This is a genomic window from Lactiplantibacillus sp. DA1, from assembly GCF_032681335.1.
Taxonomy (GTDB): Bacteria; Bacillota; Bacilli; order Lactobacillales; family Lactobacillaceae; genus Lactiplantibacillus.
Genome location: NZ_JAWHTQ010000003.1, coordinates 214,374 through 239,335 on the forward strand (window position 1 = coordinate 214,374; position 24,962 = coordinate 239,335).

The 24,962-nt window shown below is 43.4% G+C and carries 23 protein-coding genes; 8 read left to right on the forward strand and 15 right to left on the reverse strand.

Features of this window, described 5'->3' with window-relative positions; genetic code table 11:
- From RXV91_RS06055 to RXV91_RS06075, 5 genes are all read right to left on the reverse strand, one after another.
- Complete coding sequence (locus tag RXV91_RS06055) at window positions 1-417, reverse strand: cell surface protein (protein WP_316439121.1); 417 nt, start codon at window positions 415-417, stop codon at window positions 1-3.
- Between the two features lie 27 nt (window positions 418-444).
- Window positions 445-1,503, reverse strand: a complete 1,059-nt coding sequence (locus RXV91_RS06060) for a DUF916 and DUF3324 domain-containing protein (RefSeq protein ID WP_316439122.1) — start codon at window positions 1,501-1,503, stop codon at window positions 445-447.
- 58 nt (window positions 1,504-1,561) lie between these two features.
- A complete protein-coding gene (locus tag RXV91_RS06065; protein WP_316439123.1) occupies window positions 1,562-2,266 on the reverse strand; it encodes a WxL domain-containing protein in 705 nt (234 codons plus the stop codon).
- Window positions 2,267-3,112: 846 nt separating this feature from the next.
- On the reverse strand, window positions 3,113-3,271 hold the full coding sequence (locus tag RXV91_RS06070) for a hypothetical protein (protein WP_316439124.1): 159 nt from the start codon (window positions 3,269-3,271) through the stop codon (window positions 3,113-3,115).
- Between the two features lie 98 nt (window positions 3,272-3,369).
- On the reverse strand, window positions 3,370-3,996 hold the full coding sequence (locus RXV91_RS06075) for a GyrI-like domain-containing protein (protein WP_316439125.1): 627 nt from the start codon (window positions 3,994-3,996) through the stop codon (window positions 3,370-3,372).
- Between the two features lie 561 nt (window positions 3,997-4,557).
- Between RXV91_RS06075 and RXV91_RS06080 the strand changes: the two genes are divergently transcribed.
- A complete protein-coding gene (locus RXV91_RS06080) occupies window positions 4,558-4,947 on the forward strand; it encodes an iron-sulfur cluster biosynthesis family protein (RefSeq protein WP_316439126.1) in 390 nt (129 codons plus the stop codon).
- Window positions 4,948-5,052: 105 nt separating this feature from the next.
- On the opposite strand, the gene RXV91_RS06085 is transcribed toward RXV91_RS06080, so the two are convergent.
- From RXV91_RS06085 to RXV91_RS06095, 3 genes are all read right to left on the reverse strand, one after another.
- Complete coding sequence (locus tag RXV91_RS06085; RefSeq protein WP_316439127.1) at window positions 5,053-5,859, reverse strand: Ig-like domain-containing protein; 807 nt, start codon at window positions 5,857-5,859, stop codon at window positions 5,053-5,055.
- A gap of 139 nt (window positions 5,860-5,998) precedes the next feature.
- Entirely contained in the window at window positions 5,999-6,652 is a 654-nt protein-coding gene (locus tag RXV91_RS06090) for an HAD family phosphatase (protein WP_316439128.1), read from the reverse strand.
- Window positions 6,653-7,029: 377 nt separating this feature from the next.
- On the reverse strand, window positions 7,030-7,407 hold the full coding sequence (locus RXV91_RS06095; RefSeq protein ID WP_316439129.1) for a helix-turn-helix domain-containing protein: 378 nt from the start codon (window positions 7,405-7,407) through the stop codon (window positions 7,030-7,032).
- 111 nt (window positions 7,408-7,518) lie between these two features.
- Here RXV91_RS06095 and RXV91_RS06100 point away from each other — a divergent pair, with 111 nt between their 5' ends.
- Complete coding sequence (locus RXV91_RS06100) at window positions 7,519-8,724, forward strand: MFS transporter (RefSeq protein ID WP_316439130.1); 1,206 nt, start codon at window positions 7,519-7,521, stop codon at window positions 8,722-8,724.
- Window positions 8,725-9,257: 533 nt separating this feature from the next.
- Complete coding sequence (locus tag RXV91_RS06105) at window positions 9,258-9,887, forward strand: L,D-transpeptidase (RefSeq protein WP_316439131.1); 630 nt, start codon at window positions 9,258-9,260, stop codon at window positions 9,885-9,887.
- A 131-nt stretch (window positions 9,888-10,018) separates the two neighbouring features.
- Here the strand turns inward: RXV91_RS06105 and asnB are convergent, their stop codons facing one another.
- The 4 genes from asnB to RXV91_RS06125 all read right to left on the reverse strand — a co-directional run bounded on the left by asnB (window position 10,019) and on the right by RXV91_RS06125 (window position 15,362).
- Window positions 10,019-11,920: an asparagine synthase (glutamine-hydrolyzing) gene (asnB, locus tag RXV91_RS06110; protein WP_316439132.1), complete on the reverse strand. Its 1,902-nt coding sequence runs from the start codon at window positions 11,918-11,920 to the stop codon at window positions 10,019-10,021.
- A gap of 493 nt (window positions 11,921-12,413) precedes the next feature.
- Complete coding sequence (locus RXV91_RS06115; RefSeq protein ID WP_316439133.1) at window positions 12,414-13,160, reverse strand: LytTR family DNA-binding domain-containing protein; 747 nt, start codon at window positions 13,158-13,160, stop codon at window positions 12,414-12,416.
- 4 nt (window positions 13,161-13,164) lie between these two features.
- The gene (locus RXV91_RS06120; RefSeq protein ID WP_316439134.1) at window positions 13,165-14,415 is read right to left on the reverse strand and encodes a GHKL domain-containing protein; all 1,251 of its coding nucleotides are present in this window, start codon (window positions 14,413-14,415) and stop codon (window positions 13,165-13,167) included.
- A gap of 365 nt (window positions 14,416-14,780) precedes the next feature.
- Entirely contained in the window at window positions 14,781-15,362 is a 582-nt protein-coding gene (locus tag RXV91_RS06125; RefSeq protein WP_316439135.1) for a TetR/AcrR family transcriptional regulator, read from the reverse strand.
- Between the two features lie 131 nt (window positions 15,363-15,493).
- Here RXV91_RS06125 and RXV91_RS06130 point away from each other — a divergent pair, with 131 nt between their 5' ends.
- On the forward strand, window positions 15,494-16,408 hold the full coding sequence (locus tag RXV91_RS06130; protein ID WP_316439136.1) for an NAD(P)H-binding protein: 915 nt from the start codon (window positions 15,494-15,496) through the stop codon (window positions 16,406-16,408).
- Between the two features lie 38 nt (window positions 16,409-16,446).
- Window positions 16,447-17,859 carry an NAD-dependent succinate-semialdehyde dehydrogenase gene (locus RXV91_RS06135; RefSeq protein ID WP_316439137.1) on the forward strand — a complete coding sequence of 471 codons (1,413 nt, stop codon included), beginning with the start codon at window positions 16,447-16,449 and terminating at the stop codon, window positions 17,857-17,859.
- Window positions 17,860-18,207: 348 nt separating this feature from the next.
- Here the strand turns inward: RXV91_RS06135 and RXV91_RS06140 are convergent, their stop codons facing one another.
- Window positions 18,208-20,823 (reverse strand): SH3 domain-containing protein, encoded by a 2,616-nt coding sequence (locus tag RXV91_RS06140; RefSeq protein ID WP_316439138.1) that lies wholly within the window; start codon window positions 20,821-20,823, stop codon window positions 18,208-18,210.
- A 285-nt stretch (window positions 20,824-21,108) separates the two neighbouring features.
- On the opposite strand from RXV91_RS06140, the gene RXV91_RS06145 reads away from it, so the two are divergent.
- Window positions 21,109-21,393, forward strand: a complete 285-nt coding sequence (locus RXV91_RS06145; RefSeq protein ID WP_316439139.1) for a DUF1905 domain-containing protein — start codon at window positions 21,109-21,111, stop codon at window positions 21,391-21,393.
- A 283-nt stretch (window positions 21,394-21,676) separates the two neighbouring features.
- Here the strand turns inward: RXV91_RS06145 and RXV91_RS06150 are convergent, their stop codons facing one another.
- Window positions 21,677-22,042, reverse strand: a complete 366-nt coding sequence (locus RXV91_RS06150) for a helix-turn-helix domain-containing protein (RefSeq protein WP_053267558.1) — start codon at window positions 22,040-22,042, stop codon at window positions 21,677-21,679.
- A gap of 132 nt (window positions 22,043-22,174) precedes the next feature.
- Here RXV91_RS06150 and RXV91_RS06155 point away from each other — a divergent pair, with 132 nt between their 5' ends.
- Complete coding sequence (locus tag RXV91_RS06155) at window positions 22,175-22,903, forward strand: SDR family oxidoreductase (protein ID WP_063723955.1); 729 nt, start codon at window positions 22,175-22,177, stop codon at window positions 22,901-22,903.
- Window positions 22,904-23,061: 158 nt separating this feature from the next.
- On the opposite strand, the gene RXV91_RS06160 is transcribed toward RXV91_RS06155, so the two are convergent.
- Window positions 23,062-23,628 (reverse strand): TetR/AcrR family transcriptional regulator, encoded by a 567-nt coding sequence (locus tag RXV91_RS06160; protein WP_063723956.1) that lies wholly within the window; start codon window positions 23,626-23,628, stop codon window positions 23,062-23,064.
- A gap of 126 nt (window positions 23,629-23,754) precedes the next feature.
- Here RXV91_RS06160 and RXV91_RS06165 point away from each other — a divergent pair, with 126 nt between their 5' ends.
- The gene (locus RXV91_RS06165) at window positions 23,755-24,795 is read left to right on the forward strand and encodes an aldehyde reductase (protein ID WP_316439140.1); all 1,041 of its coding nucleotides are present in this window, start codon (window positions 23,755-23,757) and stop codon (window positions 24,793-24,795) included.
- Window positions 24,796-24,962 lie beyond the last annotated feature (167 nt).

A 24,962-nucleotide genomic window follows, 5' to 3' on the forward strand; every position in this document is an offset into this window, starting at 1 on the left:
TCATGCACCTCCATCTTGCTGTTTTAGCATTCGATGCAACGCAGTAACTAATGTACTGGCTAACAAGCCCATCCCACCAAGAATACCACCAACAATGAGTCGTTCACTCATTTGCGGTAGTCGTAATGCATCGCGCGTTGGATCACCCATCCAACCGGCAATAATTCCCGGCTGTCGCAGCATACTAGCTCGCGGTTGCTTACTACCATTTTGTATACCTGGGTAAACTGACTTAACAAAATATGGGTGGCCACCATCGGGAACCACGTGGGTTGAAACAATTCGGTCAGTGCTATAACTGGTCTCATAAAAACCAACGCCAATCTCGGTTTGACCGTGCATGGCCGCCTGTACTGGTAATGGCCAACTCAGCATCAGCGTCACTCCTAATATTAATCGCCACCATTTAATCGGCATCGTTCTTCCCCCATTCTATCTGCAGAACTAAGCACGCCGTCGTTTTCTAACCCAGAAAAAGATTAATAGTCCCATTAAACCAACGATTAACATTCCTAACGCGCCGAATAAAATAAACCAGCCAACGCTCATCCCCGAATTATCAACAGAAGCCTGATTATACTTATCCGCCGCAACCGTACTAATGATAAAATCTTTGTCAAAAACCCAGTGATGATCTGCATTCTTTGCGACCAGATGTACGTGATATGTCCCCGCCTGTAATCGATTAGTCCCAGTCAAAATTGGCATTTTATAAACTGAATTAGGGGCAAGCTGAATATTCTTCTGTGTCAGTTTTTTGACAACCTGACCGCTATTTTTACTGGTTAGCTCAGCCGTAACCGTTAACTTTGGCACGATTACCGCAGTAACGTTACGTAGTTGTGGAAAAACACCCCGACGATAATTCTGCATTCCCGCAGTAATCTTGTCGAGCTTCAACTGCGGTTTGGGCACTGAACCAACTGTGTATTTCAGCCCAATTACATACGAATACTGATTCGCAATGTTCATAGAACCCTTAACACTGCCAGTCACTTTATTCGTCACCCGTTTGAAGTACCACCCACCTAGGAGCACGCCATGTACTGCCCGTTTTGGAATTTTGATCATCGCCGTTACTACTTTCGCCCCATTAGCTGGAATCGTGACGGTCGTTGAACCTTGTATCTTTGTAATTTGATCCATTCGATATTTCAAGGAAGAATCATAATTTTTAGTCGGTGTTACATACTCGATAATGCCATTTCCATTTGTATAGGCCGTGTGAATTGCAGTTTGAACTTTGATATCCGCATTAGTGACGTTATAAATCGTCGTCTTAATCTGTTGCTGCCGGCCACGCGTCATTTTTAAATCAAAGTAAGAATTGTATTGGTCAATCTGATTATTGGGAATCTTGGCGGCAACACTAAAACCAATATCATTACTCTGAGTAGTTTTACTACTACTTGTACGACCGGCTGTCAATCCATTAACGCCGCCAACCTGTAAGCTTAAAATTATAGTACCAATAATTGCTATGATTCTCTTCATGGACTGCATTTTCTCACCTCCATCACTAAGTTATGTATTTGGGGCGCATCCATCGCCCCCATGACACTCAGTTAGTTGGTAAATCACTCAATGTCCAATTAAGATTAGCGCTATATGCTTGGGCCTTGACCGTATTGGCTTTAATATTCAGCGTTAATGTCTTTGGATCTAAACGACTAACGGTAACACCTGAACCTCCGCCCTTATCAGCATTTAAGACAGCGCTTGACCCTACACTATTGTTTAAAGCGACTTCTGAAGCTGTGGCTACTGCACCGTTGGCCTCTGAACCACTGTTAACCACATCACCCTTTGGTAAGCTTAATGTTGCACCTTTAGCCGCCGTGCCATCAGTTCCCGTTAAGTTTGAACCAGTAACCGTTAATTTCCAACCGGCATTGGTCCCACGAACATCAGAAACTTCTACGACCATCTTATCTTGCCACAATAAAGTGTACGAACTAGTCGGATCAACTTTGTATTGTTGATCATTTAAAACGTCCAATTCATGAGTCCCATATCCTAACGATTTGGAAACAAAGATCAAAGATAAGTCACCACCAGGTGTTGCCCCGTTATCACCGTCACCATCAGTATTTGGTACATTCGGGTTTGATGGATCGACTGGCGTCACCGTTTCCGTACTCTTGGTGAATTCCGCCTTGATGTCCGTATTCCCACTACGATTCTCCGCGGCATTGACCACAATGGGTACGCTACCTGCTAGTAATAAAGTTCCTGCCATTAATAAGTGTCCTAACATCGATTTCATGATATAAATCCCCCTTTTCATTTACCAGCACTCGTTCAACCTTGATCAACTAAGAACGGTGGTCATTATCAACAATGCGTCAACTACAGGAATTAAATCACTCGTGACCTCCCTCAATAATAATTTTTAATTTATTAATTAATTTTAACGTTGAACCAATTGACCACATTTAAATTATATAATTCCATAAGAAACAGCGCTAATAATGTATAACGTTAACTATATTTACAAACCCGGTACATCTATGAAAGCGCTATTATAGTTGGCTTTCAAGAGATAATTAAGCGAACTTCCTTTAAAACTTGATCTTTTAAATGTCTGCCTTCTAAAACAAATAAATTAATTAGATCGTCAAATTTCACTAACAAATTAATTTTTATTTATCGTCACTATTTTAAGATATCTTAGCTTTCTCACGACGTTAACCCACATTCAGTCCAACACATGTTTTACTGAGTTAACCGTTATAACAAACTAAAAAGGTCCAGAAAGCAGTATTAGTTCACCGCTTTCTGGACCTTTTGACATCTCATTTGTAAACTGACCTTCACTTTTACATCTAAATCATGATCTGAAACATTCACTCCAGATAAGCGGGCTCATGTAATTAATAGCTTTAACCATATTTCGATTATAACTACCGATACTTAAATTATTAGCTGGGCCGCCTTGTTCAAAAACAACTAATCCTCCCGCATTCTTGGCAATTTTAACGTCCTTATTTTTAATGACAATTCGTCCCTACTCATAAGCCATCTTAATCCCGCCTTTAAAGAAGATAAGATTATATACGGAGAGGCATTCTGATTCTTGACCACCGCAATATTATACTCTAGGCCTGATGGATCAAGCATGATTAGCGTAATTTTCCCTTAATAATGCATGCCCCTGTGCAACGAGTACTTGCTGCCACCCATCATCCACTACTAAGACCAACATTTTCTGATCAAATCCCTTCACAACTAATATAACTTGTAACTGATCACTAATTGCTACTTGAGTCATATTGCCAACACTTTAAAATTGTAGCTTTATATAGTCTTTAATTCATTTAACTTATAGTGGTGTTTGCTGAAGAATGACCGTTAAAAGTTGCTACACGGTTAGTTAGGCGTCACTCGATATCGCAGAATGGTTTTCAGTTTATTAGGTGCCACCCGCCGCGCATCTGATAAGTAAATTTCTCGATGAATTTTACTAGTACGGCGCATGGCCTGACTAGCCACCAGTTGGTCCATCTTAGCAAAGCTCGCTGGTTCATCATCATAAGCACCAATATGGAGGATCTGGGCAACTTGCATGGCTGCAAACTGCTGCACCTCAATCTGCTCAGTGGGCACTTGTTTTCGAGCTTTAACGGCTGCTAAAGCCGGTGCAATCAGTTCAGTGGGAACAAAATCCGGAACTCGGATCATAATATCATAACTGAATTCATTTTTATCCAGATGGTCAAGTTGCTGCCCCTTAGTTGTCAATGACCAGACACCTTCAAGCGGAAAAACCACGTAATCATCAAATTCACACACCTGCGCTTGTGCATATTGTTTGTACGCATGCTTCAAACCATATGCAGCCGGATACAACGTTTGTAGTTGCGCCTGAAATTCTGAGCCATTGGGATTGCCCGTTCCATGTAAGGTTATAAAAGTTTGGGCCGGAATGGTTAAAAGTTGTGGTTGCCTCTTGGTAGTATAAATTGTTTTTTCTTGTCTACGCCATTCATATTTCATCTTTGTTCACATCCTTTACGTTAGTCACACCTTCATTATACTTAGAAACAAGCCTTCTCGCACCGCGTTCACCTAATTAACGGATAATATGGTAACTCTATTTATATTTTTACCTCATCACATCATCAGCAATGACCAAACCAGCCCGACTTAATCTCTACACTGCTGTCTAAATTGATGAGTGATCTTTAAGTCGTAATTATGAATTGAACTGAACCACTTACTATTTTGAAATTATCATTGTCAGATTCATGTCATATTAAGTATATCTAGATAAGTACCGCTATTCGCCATGGCACTTGCACCATGCATTGATACATCCGTATCAAGCATACCATTTACTGTCGAAACCGCCTTGAAAACCAACTATCCCGTTAGGCATCTGGGATATAGCGGTTGTGCTTGTTAGCCAGATACTGGAATCAAAGCCGTCGAGAGTAAAAAATTTTAATAATGTTTTTTCATGATAGAACTATTTTATATGTTTTAGTATTAATACTAGTAATTCATTAAGCAGCGTTTTATAATACTTATTAAAAGTAAGCAAGGAGCCTGATATTTATGTCTAATCGTCAATTAACATTCGATTCAGCTGTTGTTAACAAGCTGTCATCGAAACTAGATGGTCAAAAAAGACTACTATTAACTTTTGAAGATGGCGTTGGCGCATTTTCACAACACGCCATGCTTCACATGCAAACTCAATTCACACTCAATATCGTCACAACGACAACACCAATCGATGGCTATAATACAATTCTTGATTCCAATCTTGGGCCAGTTGCTGTCAAAGACTATTCAGTAGCAGACCTGCAACAAACCATGACAATCCGATTAAATTCTCACCAGAATACTCTGCAACTTAATGGCGAGGGCGGTATGATTGATGATAACGTTGGTTTCATTGACTTTACCGATCCTGATGGCATCAAAAAAAATCCTTCTCGTTAACCGTCTGCATCAAGTGAAATCCTAACAATTAAAAACAACTTCTCCAGAATTCCAGAGAAGTTGTTTTTAATCTGCTTTAATAAAATTAACATTTATAGCAACCGATTACTTTGTAAAAGTCCAAACTGCCGCTGGGGCGTTGCCAACTTTTACTTTCACAATCTGATTTTTAGCATTAACAACCGTAAACTTATTTGTTGCCGTGTACCGTAAGTATAAAGTCTTGGTTGTTGACCCTGACTTATAATTGACCTTCCAGAACATTGGCGTCTTGGCAGTCATACTATAGTTCGCATATGAGACAAGTTTCTTGACCTGTTTGCCATTTTTATAAAGGATCTGATTAAAGCCATTTTTGGTACTAAATGTTAACGTTTGTGAATACTTATTAGCGGTATTTGATTTCCAAGTACCTGCTGGTGAATTGACCTTGAACGATTTAGTAACCGTCTTCTTAGCCGACGAGGTCGTGGCTTTCTTAGTCGTTGATGTCTTTTTAGTCGTTGTTTTAGCTGAAGAAGCCGTCGCTTTCGCATTCTGAATACGAATGATGCGATAGAAATAAGCCTTGGTTGTTGGATTCGTGGCATACACATAAACATTGCTTCCGGCCGTCAACGTCTTGGCTAATTTGACCGTATACTTACCCGTTGTTTTAGAAGCTGTAGCGATTCCTACATTTTTCTTGGCATTAACCGTACTTTTGACAGTAATCTTAGCACCCTTAGTGGCCGTCCCTGTAATCTGCTTCGTATTATTGTAAATTGCATTGACTTTCAAACTCGGTGCCATATTCTTCGTGGCCGTTGTCTTCTTAGTAGCAGCGTTCGCTGTAATCCCGGTAACAGGTACTGTTGCTCCCAGCGTTGCTGCTATGGCTAACCCAGTTACCGCAATCATCAATTTCTTCATTGCTCAAAACTCCTTCATTCCTCTGGCCTACTTGTCAGTGATTTATTTACCGTCTCGTAGTATAGCAGTTTTTTTAGCGAACGACTGACCTTTATTAATAATTTAATAATATTTTCCTTTTAAACATAACAAATGAGGCTTAGTGCACTGAATTTAAGTAAGCTATCACATCCGTTAGCGATGGCACAATTGCAGTTGTTTGATCAGCATAGGGCTGGTTAGGCCGTTTCATATCCGGCACACAAATTACCGGAATCTTCGCGGACGTCGCCGCTTGAATGCCAGCTTCACTGTCTTCCAGAACCAAACAATCTGCAGGTTGTTGTTGGAGTTTGGCACATGCCATTAAAAATATATCCGGATAAGGCTTACCACGATCGACATCTGGTCCGAAGGTAAACTGGTCGAAATATTGCGCCACATCATGGGATGTCAAAATGGCTAATGCCCGCGACTTGATACTAGATGAAGCTAAGGCCACTGAATAATGATTCCGGTGTAAAAACTGTAACAACACCCGTGCTCCCGGTTTGAGCTCAACGCCATCCTGCATCAACGTCTTTTCCAACGCTAACGCCCGCTTCAATCCAGTATCAACATCAAACGGCAAGTCGAAACGTTCAATCAAGTGTTGCATATTCGTCACCGCCGACTTACCACTGTATTCCTGTGCATAAGTCGCCATGGAAAGCGTCTGTCCATAATCCTGTACGATTCGTTGATACATCTTTAATGAAATAACCTCGCTATCAATCAATAATCCGTCTAAATCAAAAATAACTGCCTTCGTCATACTCGCCAACTCCAGTCTATTTATTGTCAATAATCTAAGCTTATCATAACCGTTTATAAATGTAAGCGAGACCATCATTGTTAATATAAAGTTTTAAAGCTATATCTGACTATTGCCAATTTTGTACGACTTTCTAGATGCTAATCAGTTGACAAAATAGTCCCGCAATTCTTTCAACAGAAGTCGTAATTGAGTTCCTAGCTGAATCACTACCCAATAGCTAGTGGCAACAAGTTCACTTCATTTAGATTAGTGACTATGAGGTGTGGTTTATTTAGTCGTTAACCGACCCAACGTTAACTCGCCCTAATTAAAAATGATGCACCAGAATGGTTTCATTCTTGACGCATCATTTTTAATCTAAGCTCAGTGATTGTCTATAAATCGTCGCGATGCAACAAGGCAATCTCCTCACCCGCGGCTCGGCGGCGATCAATATTATTCTCACCCCACACGCACAGCTCATGTAAGACAACGGACAAGCTCCGGCCATAATCACTTAGTCCATATTCCACGCGCGGTGGCACTTGTTGGTACACTTTGCGCGTCACAATATTAGCAGCTTCCAACTCTCTAAGTTGTTGCACTAACATTTTCTGCGAGATTTGTGGAATCGCCCGTTCCAGTTCGCTCGTCCGCATCGTCTGAGTACGCAGATGGCACAGAATAATTGATTTCCACTTACCCCCGATAATTTCCATTGTGGCCTCAACCCCAATATGATACGTTTTGATTTCCAATAATTGTGCCTCCATTCTATACTTACTTTTTGGTTGGTATCCCACTTTAAAGTCGGTACTTGTCTAAAAGTTACTTGCTAGTATAATCATTATTTATCAACTTAGCAATAGCAGGAGGCTTATCTTATGACAAAACAGTTTAATCCCAGTTGGACACTTTTGGCACTCGCAATCAGTGCCTTCGCCATTGGGTCAACGGAATTTATTAGCGTTGGTTTAATGCCACTACTCGTTAGCAGCTTTCACATCAACTTGGCGCAAGCCGGGCTGACCGTCTCGATCTACGCCATTGGTATCATGATCGGCGCGCCCGTCATGACATTACTCACCGGTCGGCTTAACCGTCACCGCTTGATGATGTTAATTATGATTTTATTTATTATTGGTAACTTACTCGCAGCAAGTGCCCCAACCTTTGGTGTCCTACTTGCAGGCCGGGTCGTGGCCGCTTTGGCCCACGGTATTTTTATGACCGTCGCCTCAGTGATTGCCGCTGACGTGGTCGCACCTGCCAAACGTGCCTCGGCGATTGCCATCATGTTTACAGGACTGACTGTCGCAACGGTTACTGGTGTTCCGTTGGGAACGATGATTGGTCAATTAGGCGGTTGGCGCTGGTCCTTTATCTTTATTAGCATGATTGGTGTCATTGGTTTGTTAGCAGATTACTGGTTGATTCCACGTAATCTGCCGTTACCCAGCAAAGCCACGGTTCGGGGTATTATCCGCGTACTCACTAATCCACAACTACTGTTCGCCTTACTCGTCACGGCGCTGGGATACGGTGGTACCTTCGTAGTTTACACCTACCTATCACCACTACTAGAACAGCAGATGCATTGGTCAGCAAGCGCTGTCGTTTTGATTCTAGTCGTTTACGGCTTAATGGTCGCCCTTGGTAATACACTGGGTGGTCGTTGGGCCAATGCACGGCCCTTAATTGCACTATTCAAGATGTTCAGTGGGTTACTCATCACCTTACTCATTCTAAGTGTCACCGGGTACAGTCACTGGTTAGGGCTATTGACCGTCCTACTGATGGGCATCTTTGCCTTCATGAACGTCCCTGGGCTCCAACTCTATATTGTTCAGTTAGCTGAACAGAATACACCACACGATATTACGATGGCCTCAGCGTTAAACATTTCCGCTTTTAACGTCGGTATCGCACTCGGCTCCGGTATTGGTGGGCAAGTCACAACCAATCTCGGTTTAGACTGGACACCGATCTTTGGTGCCGTCATGGTCGCCGTTAGCCTAGTCCTATTGTTAGGCCTAATTTGGTTAGCACGGCCCACAAAAAGTACCGAACGACATTGCGTTCAAGATTAATAACTAAATAAACATAGTCGTCTTAAACGACCATCGAAAACACTAAGCTTAGTGGCTTAACAACGACCGACAATCAGGTCACCCTTATCACTAGTTTTCCTTTGTGTAAATTATTCTTTAAAGACTGTTTAATTCCAATTAGCCACCACTAAATCTGTGATCCTATTAGTTTGCAATTCAGAGTGCTGGCAAGAGGATACCCTCACCATTCAAACTTTTAGTTGAAATGTATTGCTTATTTATGATGTTCTTTGAAGTCCAATTATTGCCCTTTTAGACTACTTGTATTAACTTAACGCCCAAATACATCTCCTTTTTGGCCGTCTCGATCAAGATTTATTGGTAAAGCTGACTTATCCGTCATTTGACTAGGTTGCATTTTTACTTTCAGAAAGTTATAACAGTAATATACAATTGATTTTCATCTTCACTCGTCTTTCACTGAGAAGGCATTTATGGACTAATCAATATTGACCAGTCCAACTAACTATCAAGTCAGGACAGAACAACCAACTATGGTATGGGGGAGCAACATGCAACGCAAACCAACATTAATTTTATTAACTAGCATCACTTTAATTATCGGCTTACTGGCGGTCGGTACGATCAAGGTGGTTGGCGATGTCCACAAACCTAGCCAATCAACGGTAACCACCAAAAAAGTTACTTCAAAGACGAAATCCAAAGCCAAATCTAAATCAACGGTCATGCGCACACCAATCAACTGGCGTAAATCGTCCGAAACAGTCGCGTACCCCAATGCCAACCGCTATCCGGACTTATGGATTCACGTATCGCTCGCTAAACAACGGCTATACCTGATGAACCATCACCACGTCCTGTATACGATGTATGCTTCCAGTGGCGTGCCAACTGCTGACCGCAAAACACCCCGTGGCACCTATCATGTGCAAGCCGAACGGGGAAAATATTTTTATAGTGCTAGTGTTGATGAAGGTGCCTATTACTGGGTCTCATGGCTCAACCATGGTGAATATTTGTTCCACTCCACACCCGTAGATGCCCAAGGTCACTTTAGCAAATCAGACGCTGCTGATCTTGGCAAGCGACCGTCTTCACACGGTTGCATTCATCTGAGCGTTGCAGATTCCAAGTGGGTCTATAACAATATCAAGTACGGCACTAAAGTCGTCATCGACTAACAAACACAACGACAAAACTACCCAAATAAATCATCCAGCGACCTATTTGTATTAAGACAATCAGGTCGCTGGATGATTTTTATTATCATTGGCATGTTAACTAGTTCTTATTTAGTTTTAGTATGAACAGCCTAGCCGATCTCGACTTGCTCAGCAAGATGATTGGCCGTTACACTATCCATTAACATATCAGCTTCCACGTATAGCTTATGCCACATCATGAAAGTCAACACGGTCCACAATTGACGCGAATTATCACGAACACCCGCTCGATGGTCATCCAATAGTTTTAAGAAATAAGTCTTATCAAAATACTGATCGGTTTGCGATGTCACAATAATATTTTTAGCCCAATCGTACATCTCATCTTTGAGCCACAACCGAATCGGTACTGGAAAACCAAGCTTTTTGCGATGTAACACGTGCGCTGGTACAATATCTTCAACCGCTTTTCGTAAAATGTACTTCGTCGTACCGTGGCTAATTCGCAAGTTGGCTGGAATTTCCGCTGCCAGATTGAACACGTCACGATCAACAAAGGGCGTCCGCAATTCGAGGCTGTGGGCTAACGCTGTCCGGTCCGCATTATGCAACAAATCCCCGTTTAACCACGTGTGCATATCAATAAATTGCATCTTAGAGATTAAATCATAGTGCTTGGCTTCATCATAAAATACCCGGGTTGTCTGTTGGAACGAATGGTTAAGATTGTAATGCTTCATAAACTGTTGCTTCTCAGTTTCATTGAAGATAAACGCATTGCCAACGTATCGATTTTCTAACGGTGTGGTTCCCCGCATGAGCAACGAACGACCCCGCATTCCTGCTGGCATCATCGCCGCTATCCGTTGGAGGGCCTCGTTGATTGGCTTCGTATACCGAAAGGCTTTCAAGGATTCGGGCTCATGATAAATCGTATACCCGCCAAAAAGTTCATCAGCCCCTTCACCGGTGAGACAAACTTTAACGTGTTTAACGGCTTCCTTAGTCAAGAAATACTGCGGAACAGCGGCCGGATCAGCTAACGGATCATCCATGCTCCAGACAAAATGTGGAAAGGCTGCCATGAATGCTTCCGGCGTGATGGTCATTTGGACGTTATCGACATTCAACTTAGCAGCCGTTTCCTGCGCGACGTCTAATTCACTATAGCCAGGTCGTTCAAAGCCCACTGAGATTGTCTTGAGATTTGGATTGAACTGCTTGGCAATCGCCACCACAATTGACGAATCAATCCCGCCCGATAAGAACGCCCCAACTGGGACATCGGAACGCATATGGATCTTAACCGAATCAATCAACGTCTCCTTAAGCCGTGTCGCGTAGTCCTGTTCAGAACGGACGACTGGATGAAACTCCCGATGATAATAACGCTTGATTTGCGGCGCGTGTCCCAACTGTTTTGTTAATGAACAGCCCGGCGCCAGCATCTTGATTTCCTTTGTCAGGGTCTCAGTTTCCGGCACATATTGGAACGTCAAATAATCTTGTAACGCCTCTTGATCAAAATGCTTATCTTTTAAAATCTTATAAATTGCCTTACTCTCAGACGCATAGTAAAAATCATTCCCGGCAATCGCATAATAAAACGGTTTGATTCCAAATTGATCACGCACCGCGAATAACGTTTTTTCCTGCTTATCCCAGATCACAAAGGCAAACATTCCCCGCAGATAGGTCGTCAACTTGGCCTGGTATTTGGCATACATTCCTAAGATCACTTCTGAATCGGAATCCGTCTTAAACGTGTAGCCTTCTTGGATTAACTGTTCACGTAGTTCAACATAGTTATAAATCTCGCCATTAAATGTCATCCAGTAACGTTCGTTATCATAAGATAGTGGTTGATGACCACCCGCCAAATCAATAATACTTAATCGTCGAAAACCCATTGTGATATTATCATCCGCAAAGTAACCCTCATCATCCGGACCCCGATGCACAATCATTTTAGTCATTTCCCGAACAACCTGATCATACGTGGCATTATCAGCCTTGCGCCGATCCGTTAAACACCCAACTAAGCCGCACATTCTACTCACTCCCACACTTAAAGTTATTGCTACTGATTACCAACATTATCGTTGGCGCCCCATCACAAGTCACACTTAAATCATAGACAATCCATGCCTAGTACGGCGATTTGACTTTTAAAATGACAGCACCCCAGACTTGACCATAATTGACAACCGTACTTGTAGTGGACATACACTACTTGATTCAAACTGATTGCTTCTAATTATAATTTAGTACAACCCGTCGCAACGGCCGTTTTAAGACAGGCCGACTAGCAATTACATCGCATTAAGACCTTATTTGGCCCGTTGAAGATAATTTCAAAATAAGTAAAATCGAATTGCTCAGAACGCCCCCGCTCAAGCCCATATCAGTACACCTGAATACGGCGTAAAAAAATAATCGTTTCAGAAAAATAGGATTTCTGAAACGATTATTTTACCGATTAGTAAACCAGTTCTTACCAACTTGGCTTTCATCATTGTCAATATAAATTGACCAAGATTCCAATCAACGATTGCTTTTGCCAATCTGCCTTGCCAAGTAACGACTGGCCGCTGCGGAACACAGGACGGTTTCACCGTTAGCCATCGTTAGTCGACGATACCGTTTATCCAATGACCGAATGCGCGTCAGATTAACGACGTATGACTTATGACACCGGTAAAAATCACGATTTAGATCCGGCACGTCCTTTAATAAACCGTAATACTCGAGCTCACCATCATCCAAATGAACGATAATCTTATGTGGACTCATTGAACTTTCAAAAAATAACACGTGTTGCACGTCCATCGATCGAATCGTCTCACCAATTTTGATCTGGATATAACTATTTTGATCATTGTCTTCAGCTTTGAAACGCTCCTGTGCCACGCGTAAGACGGTATTTAATCGCTCGTATAAGCGCTCTGGAAAATCCTTCAAGATAAAGTCCAAAGCTTCCACTTGATACTGAAACACCGTCAATGATAGCTCAGTATGCGTTGTCACAAAGATAATCTTGCTCCGAACACCTAAATCGCGAATTTGACTGGCAAGTTGAATGCCATTAATATCCGAATTTAACGCAATATCTAAAAGAAAGACGGCTTGGGCGGGCTGTTGACTTTTAACATGCGCTAATATTTCATGTGGATCAGGACTTGTTAGGCCAAAGCCCATATCTAATTGGTGATCAATAATCACTTTACTGACCAGTTGCTGCAAGGTTTGTAACTGTTTAGTATCATCTTCACAAATATATACTTTGATCATTTTATCATTCCCGCTTTACCGTTAAACGCTGGACAAAGGCTGAGGCCAATAACCGCGTTTCTAATATCATATTTTCATTTCGATTAACGATGGCACTAAGCTGACTCAATCCTAGTCCCCGCTCTTGCCCCTTCGTTGAATAACCCGCTTCCTTTAGTTGCCATAAGGGTGGCAAGGAGTCAAAAACGTTATTTTGAACTAAAAACACCGTACTGTGGGCCGTCACAAAAATGGCACTCATCAACTCGCCATGATAGTGACCGGCCGTGGCTTCAATCGCGTTATCTAAAATAATACCTAGTGCAATCGCCAAGTCTAATTCATTCGTTGCTACCCCATCAAGCACTTGCTTCAAGTCAAATTGAACTTTAACCCCCTGCGATTGCGCATAGCTGAGTTTACTAAACAGAATACTCTTGACCGATTTTACCTGAACGCGACTTAAATCTTCAAGATTATACTGCTCATCCGAGACACGCTTGGTTACTGGGGCAATATTTTGTTGGTAATATTGCTGCAAGCCTGCCAAATCATCTGTTTTCAAATACTCATTAATCGACAACATTATATTCTGATAATCATGACGAAACCGTCGTAATTCATTGTAATGCGTTTCGATTTCATGCATGTACCGTGTATCATTCTTAATTTGTAGGCGTTGTTGTTGCACCTGGTACTTGGCCCGAATCGTAATCCGATACTCATCATAGATGGCAATTGCAAGGCCTATGACGACCAGCAACACGACTAAGTTACTGACGACCATTCTCAATTCACTGTCGAGGCCCTCGCTGACCATGATGTATAAGTAGATGGCGAGTAATAGTAAGGCCGTAACCCGGTTCAGTCTGGGACGATTAAACGTCGTCTGGATATGCGTATTCATTAAAATTATATTCAATGTGATTAAACTAACCAACTGTAATCCCATAAAAATCAAAAGATACCCGTCATCTAATTTCAACATATACATTAAAAGTAAACTGATATGATCGACGACAATTGACCAGATGATCACCTGTAGGCTAACAAATAATGACTCACTAAAGCTATGCGTATGCCACCAAGTAAATAGTACCACCAGTACCAATAATGGCAATGCTGCATATTGCCCGATTACTGAAAAAATCCAGCCGCTCGCTAAGCTACCGACCACCGCATAACTAATATCCCAAATACTAAATACCCGCCAATCACGCAAAAGCACCTTAACAAACAAGAACAGGAACAGCATTTGCACAAAAATAATCTTCATCAGCTACCCCACAACTCCAACCTACTCATCATTAACGTCACTATTTGGCTGACACGCCTATTTTGATTATAACTGTTTAGCATGACCGGCCCCTTCTTTTCACTGAACTGCTTCACCCACTGTGCCATCAAAGTCCCCCTTACATATTGGTCATTCAAACTGGTATCTACAGTTTAAAACACTCACCAACGCTTGAAAAGAATACACAATGAATCGAATTATTCAACCAGGCTTTAAGATACTAAACCATCACTTCAAGACACCTAGTCGCTGCATGAACTCATACATAAAAGTAAAAAAGACGCGACTCGATGGATGACCACTCGTACCCATCAATAAAGTCGCGTCTTTTGTCATTAAACCGCCTAATCTTGTTTCATCGCGTCCCAAATCATTTGAAAAATATCTTCAAATGTATATTGGCCCTGATCATACCGTCCTTTACTAATATTCGTCGTATGCGTATGAATAGTTGAAAACACGACCCCCATATGCAAACTAACCGGTAAATGCTTGATTACTTTAGCATCGATAGCTGATGTCAATAGCCTAGCGACAATATTGTTCGGGTCAGCATCCGCCACCGAAATTGTCATCCCCTGTCCATTCAACGCTTTGATCTGTTGAATGATCGTTAAACTATCTGGATTGGCTAACGAGTAGTCGTATACTTGCTGCACATATAGTCGAATCCGGGTCGTCACATCGATTGCTGGGTCACTTAACCGGTCTAAAGCAGTAGTACTAAGAATTCGGTTTGTCTCGCGTGCATAGACACTATCGATCAAAGCCTGTTTATTCTTAAAGTAGAGATAAACATTGGATTGTGCAATCCCAACGCGCTTAGCCACCTTAGTCGTTGAAACCCCGGCTGGACCCTCAGTCAGAATAATCGCCGCAACTGCATCTTGAATCTTAACTTGTTTATTCATATCTTTTTTTTTCATGGTTTCAGTATAAAAGATAAAAATATCTTTTTCAAGCTTGACAAAGATAACTTTATCTTTTATGATAGTAAATGTAAAAAGATAATATTATCTTTTAAAACAAAATCAAACTTTAAAGAGGTTCTATAATTATGAAAATTGCAATGTTAGGTTCATTAGGAAACATTAATCGGATCGTTGTTCCTAAACTCGTCCAAGCTGGTCATGATGTCACCGTTATCTCAACTAGCCCTAAGCGCCAAGCTTCAATTGAAGCTGTCGGCGCCCATGCCGCTATCGGTACAATGACTGATGTTGATTTCTTATCCACCACTTTTACCGGTAAAGATGTGGTTTACCTCATGCTTTCTGGTGGTATCGGTGACGATCCCTTCGAAGGGGCCGTGGCTCAGGCTAAAATCTGGAAACAAGCAATTGAAAATGCCGGCGTCACCAACGTCGTCAACCTCAGTAGCATTGGCGCAGACGCCGATGAAGTGGCTGGCTCGCTACATGCTTACAACTTAATTGAACATGAATTACGACAACTTGACGGGGTTAATCTGGCTTTTGTCCGTCCAACCGGATTTTATGCTAACTTGTTCGGTAACTTAGCAACAATCAAGGCTGAGCATAAAATCTATTCCAATACGCCTGCTGATTCAGCACAAAAATACGTTGCTCCCGAAGACATTGCCAGTGTCGTTTATCCCCTAATTGATCACACGCCAGCCGGTATCACCGTCAAGTATGCCTTCAGTGATACGTTCACCGGTGACCAATTCGTTGCTGATCTGCGCGACGCCTTAAACATGCCCGATCTACAATGGGTACAAATCTCAGATGAACAATATCAAGCTAACTTGACGAACCATGGTGTTCCCGTTAAAATTGCCGCTTCATTAGTCCAAACTAGTCGCTATCAGCGCGAACCTGAAGGACTTTATGCAGACCTAAATGCTTCTGACACTAGCGCTGGTCAAGTCAAATTAGCTGACTTTGTCCGTACTTTTGTGGTAGCGTACAATAGTGAAGACGGTTACCAGTCCCATACAATCGCAGATTAACCGTTTACATCACACACTAATTTAGGAGGAATTTTACTATGGCTTATCAAACAATCAATCCTTACACCAATGAAGTTGTCAAAACTTACGATAACGCAACAGATGCTCAAATCGAACAGGCCTTAACTACCGGCGACGCTCTCTATCACCAATGGCGGCACGAACCTGTTAGTTCCCGTGTAGCCAGCCTCCATAAAATTGCCACACTATTACGTGAACATAAAGATGAATTAGCTAAAATCGCAACAATCGATATGGGTAAACTACTGACCGAATCTCAGGGGGAAGTTGAGCTCTGTGCTATGATTGCTGACTATTACGCTGATCATGGTGCTGAATTGTTGGCTCCAACTCCAATCAGCACCCAAGCAACGGGCGATGCCGAAATTGAAAAACAAGCAACGGGTGTCTTGATGCTAGTCGAACCTTGGAACTTCCCATACTATCAAATCATGCGGGTCTTTGCACCGAACTATATGGTCGGCAACCCAATGATTTTAAAGCATGCCTCTAATACGCCGGGCTCGGCCGCAGCCTTTGCCAAGATCGTTGAAGAAGCTGGCGCCCCCGCAGGCAGTCTGACAAACCTCTTCTTAAACTATGATCAAGTTAGCGATATCATTGCCGACCCTCGCATTCAAGGCGTAGCGCTAACTGGTTCCAAACGTGGTGGTCAAGCGGTTGCCAAAGCAGCCGGTGCTAACTTGAAGAAGAGTTCCATGGAACTAGGAGGCTCGGATGCTTTCGTTGTCTTAGCGGATGCTGATATTGACGAAGCAGTCAACTTAGCATGGCGGGTTCGGTTATACAACGCTGGGCAAGTCTGCACCTCATCAAAACGCTTTATTGTCGCTGCGGATGTGTATGATGATTTCTTAGCGAAGTTGAAAGAACGCTTTGCCAAATTAGTCCCTGGCGATCCTATGAACCCACAAACTACCCTGGCACCGATGAATTCCAAGCGTGCTAAGGAAAAGCTACAAGACCAAGTTGACCGGGCCATTGCCGGTGGTGCAACCGTTGCTTATGGCAATGAACCAATCGATTTACCCGGTCAGTTCTTCCAGCCAACCATCTTGACGGACATCGATCAAGACAACCCACTCTTTTATGAAGAAATGTTTGGCCCAGTTGCCCAAGTCTTCAAAGTCGATTCTGAACAAGCAGCTATCGATTTAGCCAACAATTCTGAACTGGGCTTAGGCGGCATCGTCTTCGCCGGGACCGCGGCCCACGGCAAAGCGGTTGCCCAACAAATTGAAACTGGAATGGTCTTTGTTAACACCTTCCTTAGCTCTTTACCAGAACTACCATTTGGTGGTGTCAAGGGATCTGGCTATGGTCGTGAGTTGAGCAGTCTTGGCTTAATGGCCTTTGTTAACGAAAAACTAGTCGTAACTGCTCAGAAACCTGACTACGACAACGGTGCTGGTGGCTTAGTTGTTTTATAAACATTAGCCCATCACTACAGCACCGATTACACATGCTTGAATCCGAAGTATGCTTAAAATTTTTAGCGTCAAAAATTGCCAGCTTAATCCCGCTGAAAGAAGTTCGAATCTGTGTAAACTTTTTGGTAAGTACGTCCTACGCCGACTTGCAGGCATTGCTGCCAATTGCGGAACGTCCTCCAGTCGGGATGGTATTCGAATGACCGACACAGCGTACCAAACGTTTGTCGGAATAAGATGAATAGGACACTAACTCAGTCACACAACAAAACAGGCTTTGAAATCGCGTCGCTTGACGTGATCTCAAAGCCTGTTTTGTTATTGCGCTAGTAATTGGTAACTAATTGGTTAGCCTAGCTTAGCAACGTAATGGTAAGCACCAGAGTTAGATAAGTACTTTAGCCATTGGTAGCCATTAGCGGAAACCGTACCAACATAATAAACGGATTCGCCCGCATAGTATTGACCAACAACTTGGGCATTCAAACTAGCAGCAGTCCGAATGTTCGTTGTGGTCTTAAACGTGTATGTGCCAGCAGCCGCTGTCGTCTTACTTGCTGAAGATGACGTGGTCGTTGCAGTATCACCACTAACTTTAACGTAGTGTTGCGCACCACTGTAACTTGTATAGCGTAACCAAGTTTGACCGTTAGTCGTTACTTTGGCATTGTAGTTAACCTTGTTGCCTTTATAGTAAGTTCCGACCGTTGAAGCGGCGTCACTTGCTGAAGACTTGATGGCAGTCGTCTTAGCAAACTTGTAAGTCCCGGTTTGCGCAACCGTCTTAGCACTAGCCGTAGTCTTAGACTTGCTTGCTGGCGCGGTCGTTGCGGCTGTCCCACTGATCTTAACGTAGTGTTGCGCGCCACTGTAGCTCAAATACCGAAGCCAAGTTTGGCCGTTCTTAGTTACCTTAGCATTATAGTAAACCGTGTCGCCCTTATAGTAATTACCTAATGTTTTTGCAGAATCACTAACAGAACCCTTGATGGCTGTGGTTTTCGTGAACTTGTAAGTGCCGGTTTCAGCCTTAGTCACCGTCTTACTCGTGCCTGTCGTTGGTTTAGTGGTTGTTGTAGACTTAGCAGCACTACTAATCTTAACATAGTGTTGCGCACCACTGTAACTCAAATACCGAAGCCAAGTTTGGCCGTTCTTAGTTACCTTAGCATTATAGTAAACCGTGTCGCCCTTATAATAATTGCCTAACGTCTTCGCAGAATCACTAACAGAACCCTTGATGGCTGTGGTTTTCGTGAACTTGTAAGTGCCGGTTTCAGCCTTAGTCACCGTCTTACTCGTACTCGTCGTTGGTTTGGTAGTCGTTGTAGTCTTAGCAGCATCACTAATTTTAACGAAGTGTTCCGTACCACTGTAACTCAAGTAACGGAGCCAAGTTTCACCCGCAGTCGTTACCTTGGCATTATAGTAAACTTTGTTACCCTTACTGTACGAACCAACCGTAGTGGCACTATCACTAGCGGCGCTCTTGATGGCCGCTGTCTTAGTAAAAGTGTACCAACCAGAAGCTTTTTTGGTCGTGGTACTGGTATTGCTAGTACTGGTATTGCTAGTACTAGTATTACTGCTTGTATTATCAGTTGTTGTGTCAGAATCCGTCGTATCGTCACTACTCGTAATCGTTACAAACGTATTGGTCCCGGCACTATCTTCAGTTAAACCATTATAATCGATGCTGACATCAATGTAACCGGTATAATCTGAACCAGATGGTAAGAGTGCCGTATCGGAGAATTGCCATGCACCATCATTGGTGTTCCAAAGGTTATTAGCAGAAGGCGTGTATGGGTATTGGGCCCGCCATACACGTGATTGGCCAACTGTCTTAACAACAGCATCCCGATATAAGTATGAGTTTGACGTGTAAACGCCGTGATTCTTGTAACCAAAGGAATCTAACGTTGACCAGAACGCGTTCAAGTTCGCCGTTGCGTTAACTGAGTATGAAGATGAATCTTCCATGTCAGCGAACAAGAGAACTTTGGTTGAAACATTGTTCTTAACTAAGAAACCTGCCATGTTAGTCGCTTCAGATTTAGCCGCATCAGCCGTGCTAAACGTTGCATAGTGGTAGAAATCAACGTTTAAGCCAGCTTTATTAGCCATCTTTGCTTGGTTCAGTGCAGCTGGGTTCGTGTAATCAGTGCCTTCAGTCGACTTAACGATGACCGTCTTAACACCCGCAGCCTTTAACTTATTGAAATCAGATTGCGTCATGGTACTTTGATATGACGCCACGTCAACAACATCAACGCGTGGCCGAGTCGTATCCCCAATCGTCCAGACATCCGTTGAAGACGTCGTTGCTGCGGTATAAGCAACGGCAGCAACTTTAGCTGTGGCTTTAGTAGCGGTCGTCGCCGTGCTACTTACCGTACTTGAAGCGGGCGTAACAGCTTTGACCGTTGCAGTACTTGAAGCAGCACTGGCGGCAGTACTGCTTGCGGTACGACTTACTTGAGTAGTGGTTGCCGTACTAGAAGCGACACTGGTTGCTTGGCTTGTAGCCTTTGCAGAAGTACTAGTGGCTGCACTCGAACTCGAAGCCGTTTTAGTTGTTTGACTAGTCGAGCTAGATGCTGTACTGGTCGATTGGCTAGTGGCCGCACTCGACGATGCCGTCGCTGCTTGACTGGTCGTCTTAGTTGTTGCCGCACTCGTTACTTGAGTCGCAGCACTTGACGAAACTGAGGTCGATTTAGTCGTCGCATCGCTAGCAGCAGAGCTCGTTGCAACACTTGCACTAGAGGCCGTGCTTGCAGCTGAAGACGATGTTGTCGTTGCAGTTGTAGCATCAGCGTGCACGTTTGTATTGTTAAGAACTGAACCTCCTAAAAATGAGAAGAAAGTTAATCCAGCAACCAGCCAAAGTTTCCCCGACTTATAAAGCTTGAATCTTTCCGACTGACTTGCATCAATTGGATTTTGTGATTTAAAATTCATGTGAACACCCTTTTTTAATTTACTTAAAGCAGTTTAATTATAAGCGGTTGATTGCCCCGCTCGCAAGGGGATTTAGTATAATAATTGTACTTTTAGATAAATATTTTTGATACCAACGATATACACGGTTAATATTTCACGAAAATAGCGGTTCACCTTAATTATAATTAGTTGTGAATGACCACTTAGTTCACCAACAATTGCTAATTTGCTATGATAATATGGAAATCTGATTATAAAAATGAAGCCGTTCCATAATTACGCTTAGGCGGAGGCCATATAATAATGAAGACTTATCAATTTGACGCACCGATTCAAGCCGCAACAATTGGCAAAGGTGGTGCTTACTTGGCCTGTCCCTTCGATATTCGCGACCTTTTCGGTAAGGGGCGCGTCAAAGTCCATGCCACTTTCGATGAGGTCCCTTACAACGGTTCTATCGTTAATATGGGTGTTAAAAACCTTGATGGTAGTATTTGTTATATCTTAGGTATTCGTAAGGATATTCGTGCAAAACTCCACAAAAGCATTGGCGATGTCGTCGCTGTCACCGTAACGGCAATCGATTAATTCAAATCATCGATTCCGCGTTGTACTAGTCCATGATAGCGACCCACCCCCATCCCGGCGGCAATAGTTGGTTCATCTTATAAAACAGCCCGTATAGCTGGCTGTCAGCTTTCAAACAGCACGAGTTAATTGAATAACAAATAATCGCTTCAAGAATGTCATTAGAAATTCTTGAAGCGATTATTTAGTAATGGTCATCAAAACAGCGCCGCTAGTTGCTTTTGACTGACAACGTACTTTTCCCATGGCGCCGTACAAAGCCCACACTCCCGTTTAGACTAGCCTATTCATCACACAATGAACGTTCAATCAAAGCTGGATCAACATGTTGATCACCCCAGGTACAAATCGCATCTAGGATGGGAATCAAGCTCTGCCCCTTAGCGGTCAACCGGTATTCGACATGCGGCTGAGCGGTCTTAAAATCATGCCGTTCGATTAACTCATCTTGTTCCAATTCCTTCAATTGACTCGCCAGTGTTTTATGCGATACCGCTTGAATATGGTGTTGCAAGTCAGCAAAACGGCTGACTTTAACCTCGGCCAGTTCAAACAAAATCATGATTTTCCACTTACCACGAATCAACTGCATCGTGGCATCAAATTCATTTCGGTAGCGTGGCTGCGCATTTACCCGTTCTTTTAACATTATTAACTCCCTGCTCTCAATTGGTGGTTACCTAAAAGTGCGTACTTGTCGCGTTTAATCTAGCCAAGTATACTGTAAATCGTTGAAAATTCAAACGAAAACCATTATCCAAAATTACGGAGGAATTATAAGATGAAACCATTAGTCGTCATTACTGGAGCCAGTTCTGGCTTTGGTGCCGAGATCGCCAAGTTGTTCGCCGCTGACAACTACCCACTGTTACTATTAGGGCGTCGCCAAGCAAAGTTAGCCGCCTTAGCTGCGAACTTTGAAAATGCCATGATCGACACAGTCGATGTGACCAACTATCACCAATTCGAAACTGCCATTCGTAAGGCCGAAGCCAAGTATGGCAAGACCGATTTACTAGTTAATAATGCGGGATTAATGTTACTAGGAAATGTTCAAAATCAGGACCCACAAGAGTGGCAAACCATGCTTAATACGAACGTAATGGGTGTTTTAAACGGCACTCAAATCGTCCTAAATGACATGCGTGACCGGGAACATGGGACGATTCTCAATATGTCATCATTAGCTGGCAAGAAAACGTTCGTCAATCACGCGGCTTACGTTGCATCCAAGTTTGGCGTCCACGGGCTATCCGAGACACTCCGTGAAGAAAATGCGCCGAAGAACGTGCGCGTCATGCTGGTAGCCCCCGGTGCAGCCGAAACTGAACTGTTAACCCACGTTACTAGCAAGTCGGCACTGTCCGATTACGAAGCATGGAAAGCTTCCATGGGTGGCCTGACTTTGGACCCCAAGCACGTGGCTGCCACGGTCAAGTTCATGTATGACATGCCGCAAAATGTCAATATCCGTGAAGTTGACATTGCTGCCACGGCCCAAGATGCTTAATCTCAGCTCATTTGATTAAAAAAGCCACCTAACCGCACCGGGCTCTGCCGGTGCATGGCTAGGTGGCTTTTACAATTGCTCATAAGTACCCAATCAACACGCTAAAATCGGCGTTCCGACCTCCTAACATCGCTAATTTAGGAGCATTCCTCCACTGTTCATTTTTGAGCCTGAGTCAGCGCCTGCATCGTTGCCGTCTGCAAAGTTGCTAGTAATTCATGAATCGTTGTTAAGGACTCCAACTGTCCGCCCAGTAGCCATTCGCGCCAAATTGCGTATACCCCGGCACTCATGAATCTTGTCCAATACTTAAGTTGCACCGCCGTGAGCGTCCCATTTGCCATCGTTGCTTGGTAATAATTAGTCATATTAGTGTTAAAAAGTTGTTGAATAATATTTTCAAAACCACGTTGCTCAGCCAGTCGTAACGTCGGCGCAAAATCACTGAAAAATTGACCCATCGCTAATAACTTCTGATTGGCCGGTACATGCTGCAAGACGTCCTGAAACCGCGCTGCAATCGCCGGGGCGAAGTACGCGTCTAAAAGATCTTCGAGTGTCGTAAAGTTACGGTAAAAGGCCATCCGGCTGACCCCAGCTCGTTTGACAACTTGAGTCACCGTAATCGTATCTAAATCATGAGTCCTTAATAATTGTAATAAGGCCGTGGTTAAATAAGTTTGTGAATCCTTTTTGATTGCTTGCGCGTGATTGGTCGCTGCCATAACAATTCCTCCATTCTGTCACAGATGCTCGTGATTACCTTGTATTCGTCGTAACCCCATTGTAAGATACTGGCACAGACGTTACAAGTGTAACGGTAATTCACAAATTCATTTGGAGGTAGTCCCATGCAAAAACAATTAGTCGTCGTCACTGGTGGCAGTGGCTTCATCGCCATTCATATCATTCGTCAATTATTACAACAAGGCTACGGCGTCCGCACAACGGTCCGTTCATTAGCCAAAGCACCCGTTATTAAAGAAATGCTGACCAATGGTGGTATCACCGACTTATCAGCTCTCGAAATTGTTGTGGCCGACCTGGCGCATGATGAATACTGGTCGGAAGTGATGGCCGGTGCCACTTATGCGATCGACGTCGCTTCCCCAACCCCAAAGCTCAACTTCAAAAATAAAGCCGAAATGATCCGACCAGCCGTTGACGGTGTTCGGCGGGTTCTAACTGCTAGTCGTGATGCGGGCGTTAAACGAGTCGTGTTAACGTCTGCGTACGGGGCCATCTTTGCTGGTCACAAAAATCGTACGACCCCCTACACTGAAGCTGACTGGTCTGATCTCAACTGGAAAGCGATCCATCCTTATCAAGAATCCAAGACACGTGCTGAATTAGCAGCTTGGGACTTTATTAACCATGAGGGCCGCGGGTTAGAATTAACAACGGTCAATCCCGTTGCCGTCATGGGTCCGGTGTTGTCCGCCAAATATTCACATTCCAATATTCAAATCCAACAATTCTTAGAAGGCCAAGTTAAAGCCGTTCCAAACGTTGATTCCGGTTATGTTGATGTTCGTGACGTGGCTAGTCTGCACTTGCTTGCCATGACCGCACCGCAAGCTAACGGCGAACGTTTTCTAGCCACAACAGGTGAGACACTATCCATGCTTGACGTTGCGAATGTCTTAAGACAGGCCTTTCCAGCTTTTGCCAGTCAGCTACCAACCAAAACCATCCCCAATGCAGCGGTTAAGCTAGCCGCTAAGGCCCGACCAGAATTGCGAATGGTCGCCTCACTAGTTGGCACCTACGCGGAAACGAGCAATCATAAAGCCCAAACATTGTTGGATTGGCATCCCCGTCCCGCTGCAGAAGCTATTATTGCAACGGCGCAGTCAATGATCGACCTCGGCATCGTCACTAAACCACAATAACATTCTGGCTGTTCGTACTGATCAGGCTGACTGCGGAAGGCAACCCACCATAACCGATTAACATCCAGACGCACCCACTAGCCTAACTTAGTACACAAAAATCCCCTTGTGGATAACTGCTCTTTTAAGCAGTTATCCACAAGGGGATTTCATTATTGCTGTTATTA

Excerpts from the sequence above, each read along its gene's own strand:
- RXV91_RS06055 (WP_316439121.1), bottom strand. The coding sequence starts at position 417 with ATGCCGATTAAATGGTGGCGATTAATATTAGGAGTGACGCTGATGCTG.
- RXV91_RS06060 (WP_316439122.1), bottom strand. The coding sequence starts at position 1,503 with ATGCAGTCCATGAAGAGAATCATAGCAATTATTGGTACTATAATTTTA.
- RXV91_RS06065 (WP_316439123.1), bottom strand. The coding sequence starts at position 2,266 with ATGAAATCGATGTTAGGACACTTATTAATGGCAGGAACTTTATTACTA.
- RXV91_RS06070 (WP_316439124.1), bottom strand. The coding sequence starts at position 3,271 with ATGACTCAAGTAGCAATTAGTGATCAGTTACAAGTTATATTAGTTGTG.
- RXV91_RS06075 (WP_316439125.1), bottom strand. The coding sequence starts at position 3,996 with ATGAAATATGAATGGCGTAGACAAGAAAAAACAATTTATACTACCAAG.
- RXV91_RS06080 (WP_316439126.1), top strand. The coding sequence starts at position 4,558 with ATGTCTAATCGTCAATTAACATTCGATTCAGCTGTTGTTAACAAGCTG.
- RXV91_RS06085 (WP_316439127.1), bottom strand. The coding sequence starts at position 5,859 with ATGAAGAAATTGATGATTGCGGTAACTGGGTTAGCCATAGCAGCAACG.
- RXV91_RS06090 (WP_316439128.1), bottom strand. The coding sequence starts at position 6,652 with ATGACGAAGGCAGTTATTTTTGATTTAGACGGATTATTGATTGATAGC.
- RXV91_RS06095 (WP_316439129.1), bottom strand. The coding sequence starts at position 7,407 with ATGGAGGCACAATTATTGGAAATCAAAACGTATCATATTGGGGTTGAG.
- RXV91_RS06100 (WP_316439130.1), top strand. The coding sequence starts at position 7,519 with ATGACAAAACAGTTTAATCCCAGTTGGACACTTTTGGCACTCGCAATC.
- RXV91_RS06105 (WP_316439131.1), top strand. The coding sequence starts at position 9,258 with ATGCAACGCAAACCAACATTAATTTTATTAACTAGCATCACTTTAATT.
- asnB (WP_316439132.1), bottom strand. The coding sequence starts at position 11,920 with ATGTGCGGCTTAGTTGGGTGTTTAACGGATCGGCGCAAGGCTGATAAT.
- RXV91_RS06115 (WP_316439133.1), bottom strand. The coding sequence starts at position 13,160 with ATGATCAAAGTATATATTTGTGAAGATGATACTAAACAGTTACAAACC.
- RXV91_RS06120 (WP_316439134.1), bottom strand. The coding sequence starts at position 14,415 with ATGAAGATTATTTTTGTGCAAATGCTGTTCCTGTTCTTGTTTGTTAAG.
- RXV91_RS06125 (WP_316439135.1), bottom strand. The coding sequence starts at position 15,362 with ATGAAAAAAAAAGATATGAATAAACAAGTTAAGATTCAAGATGCAGTT.
- RXV91_RS06130 (WP_316439136.1), top strand. The coding sequence starts at position 15,494 with ATGAAAATTGCAATGTTAGGTTCATTAGGAAACATTAATCGGATCGTT.
- RXV91_RS06135 (WP_316439137.1), top strand. The coding sequence starts at position 16,447 with ATGGCTTATCAAACAATCAATCCTTACACCAATGAAGTTGTCAAAACT.
- RXV91_RS06140 (WP_316439138.1), bottom strand. The coding sequence starts at position 20,823 with ATGAATTTTAAATCACAAAATCCAATTGATGCAAGTCAGTCGGAAAGA.
- RXV91_RS06145 (WP_316439139.1), top strand. The coding sequence starts at position 21,109 with ATGAAGACTTATCAATTTGACGCACCGATTCAAGCCGCAACAATTGGC.
- RXV91_RS06150 (WP_053267558.1), bottom strand. The coding sequence starts at position 22,042 with ATGTTAAAAGAACGGGTAAATGCGCAGCCACGCTACCGAAATGAATTT.
- RXV91_RS06155 (WP_063723955.1), top strand. The coding sequence starts at position 22,175 with ATGAAACCATTAGTCGTCATTACTGGAGCCAGTTCTGGCTTTGGTGCC.
- RXV91_RS06160 (WP_063723956.1), bottom strand. The coding sequence starts at position 23,628 with ATGGCAGCGACCAATCACGCGCAAGCAATCAAAAAGGATTCACAAACT.
- RXV91_RS06165 (WP_316439140.1), top strand. The coding sequence starts at position 23,755 with ATGCAAAAACAATTAGTCGTCGTCACTGGTGGCAGTGGCTTCATCGCC.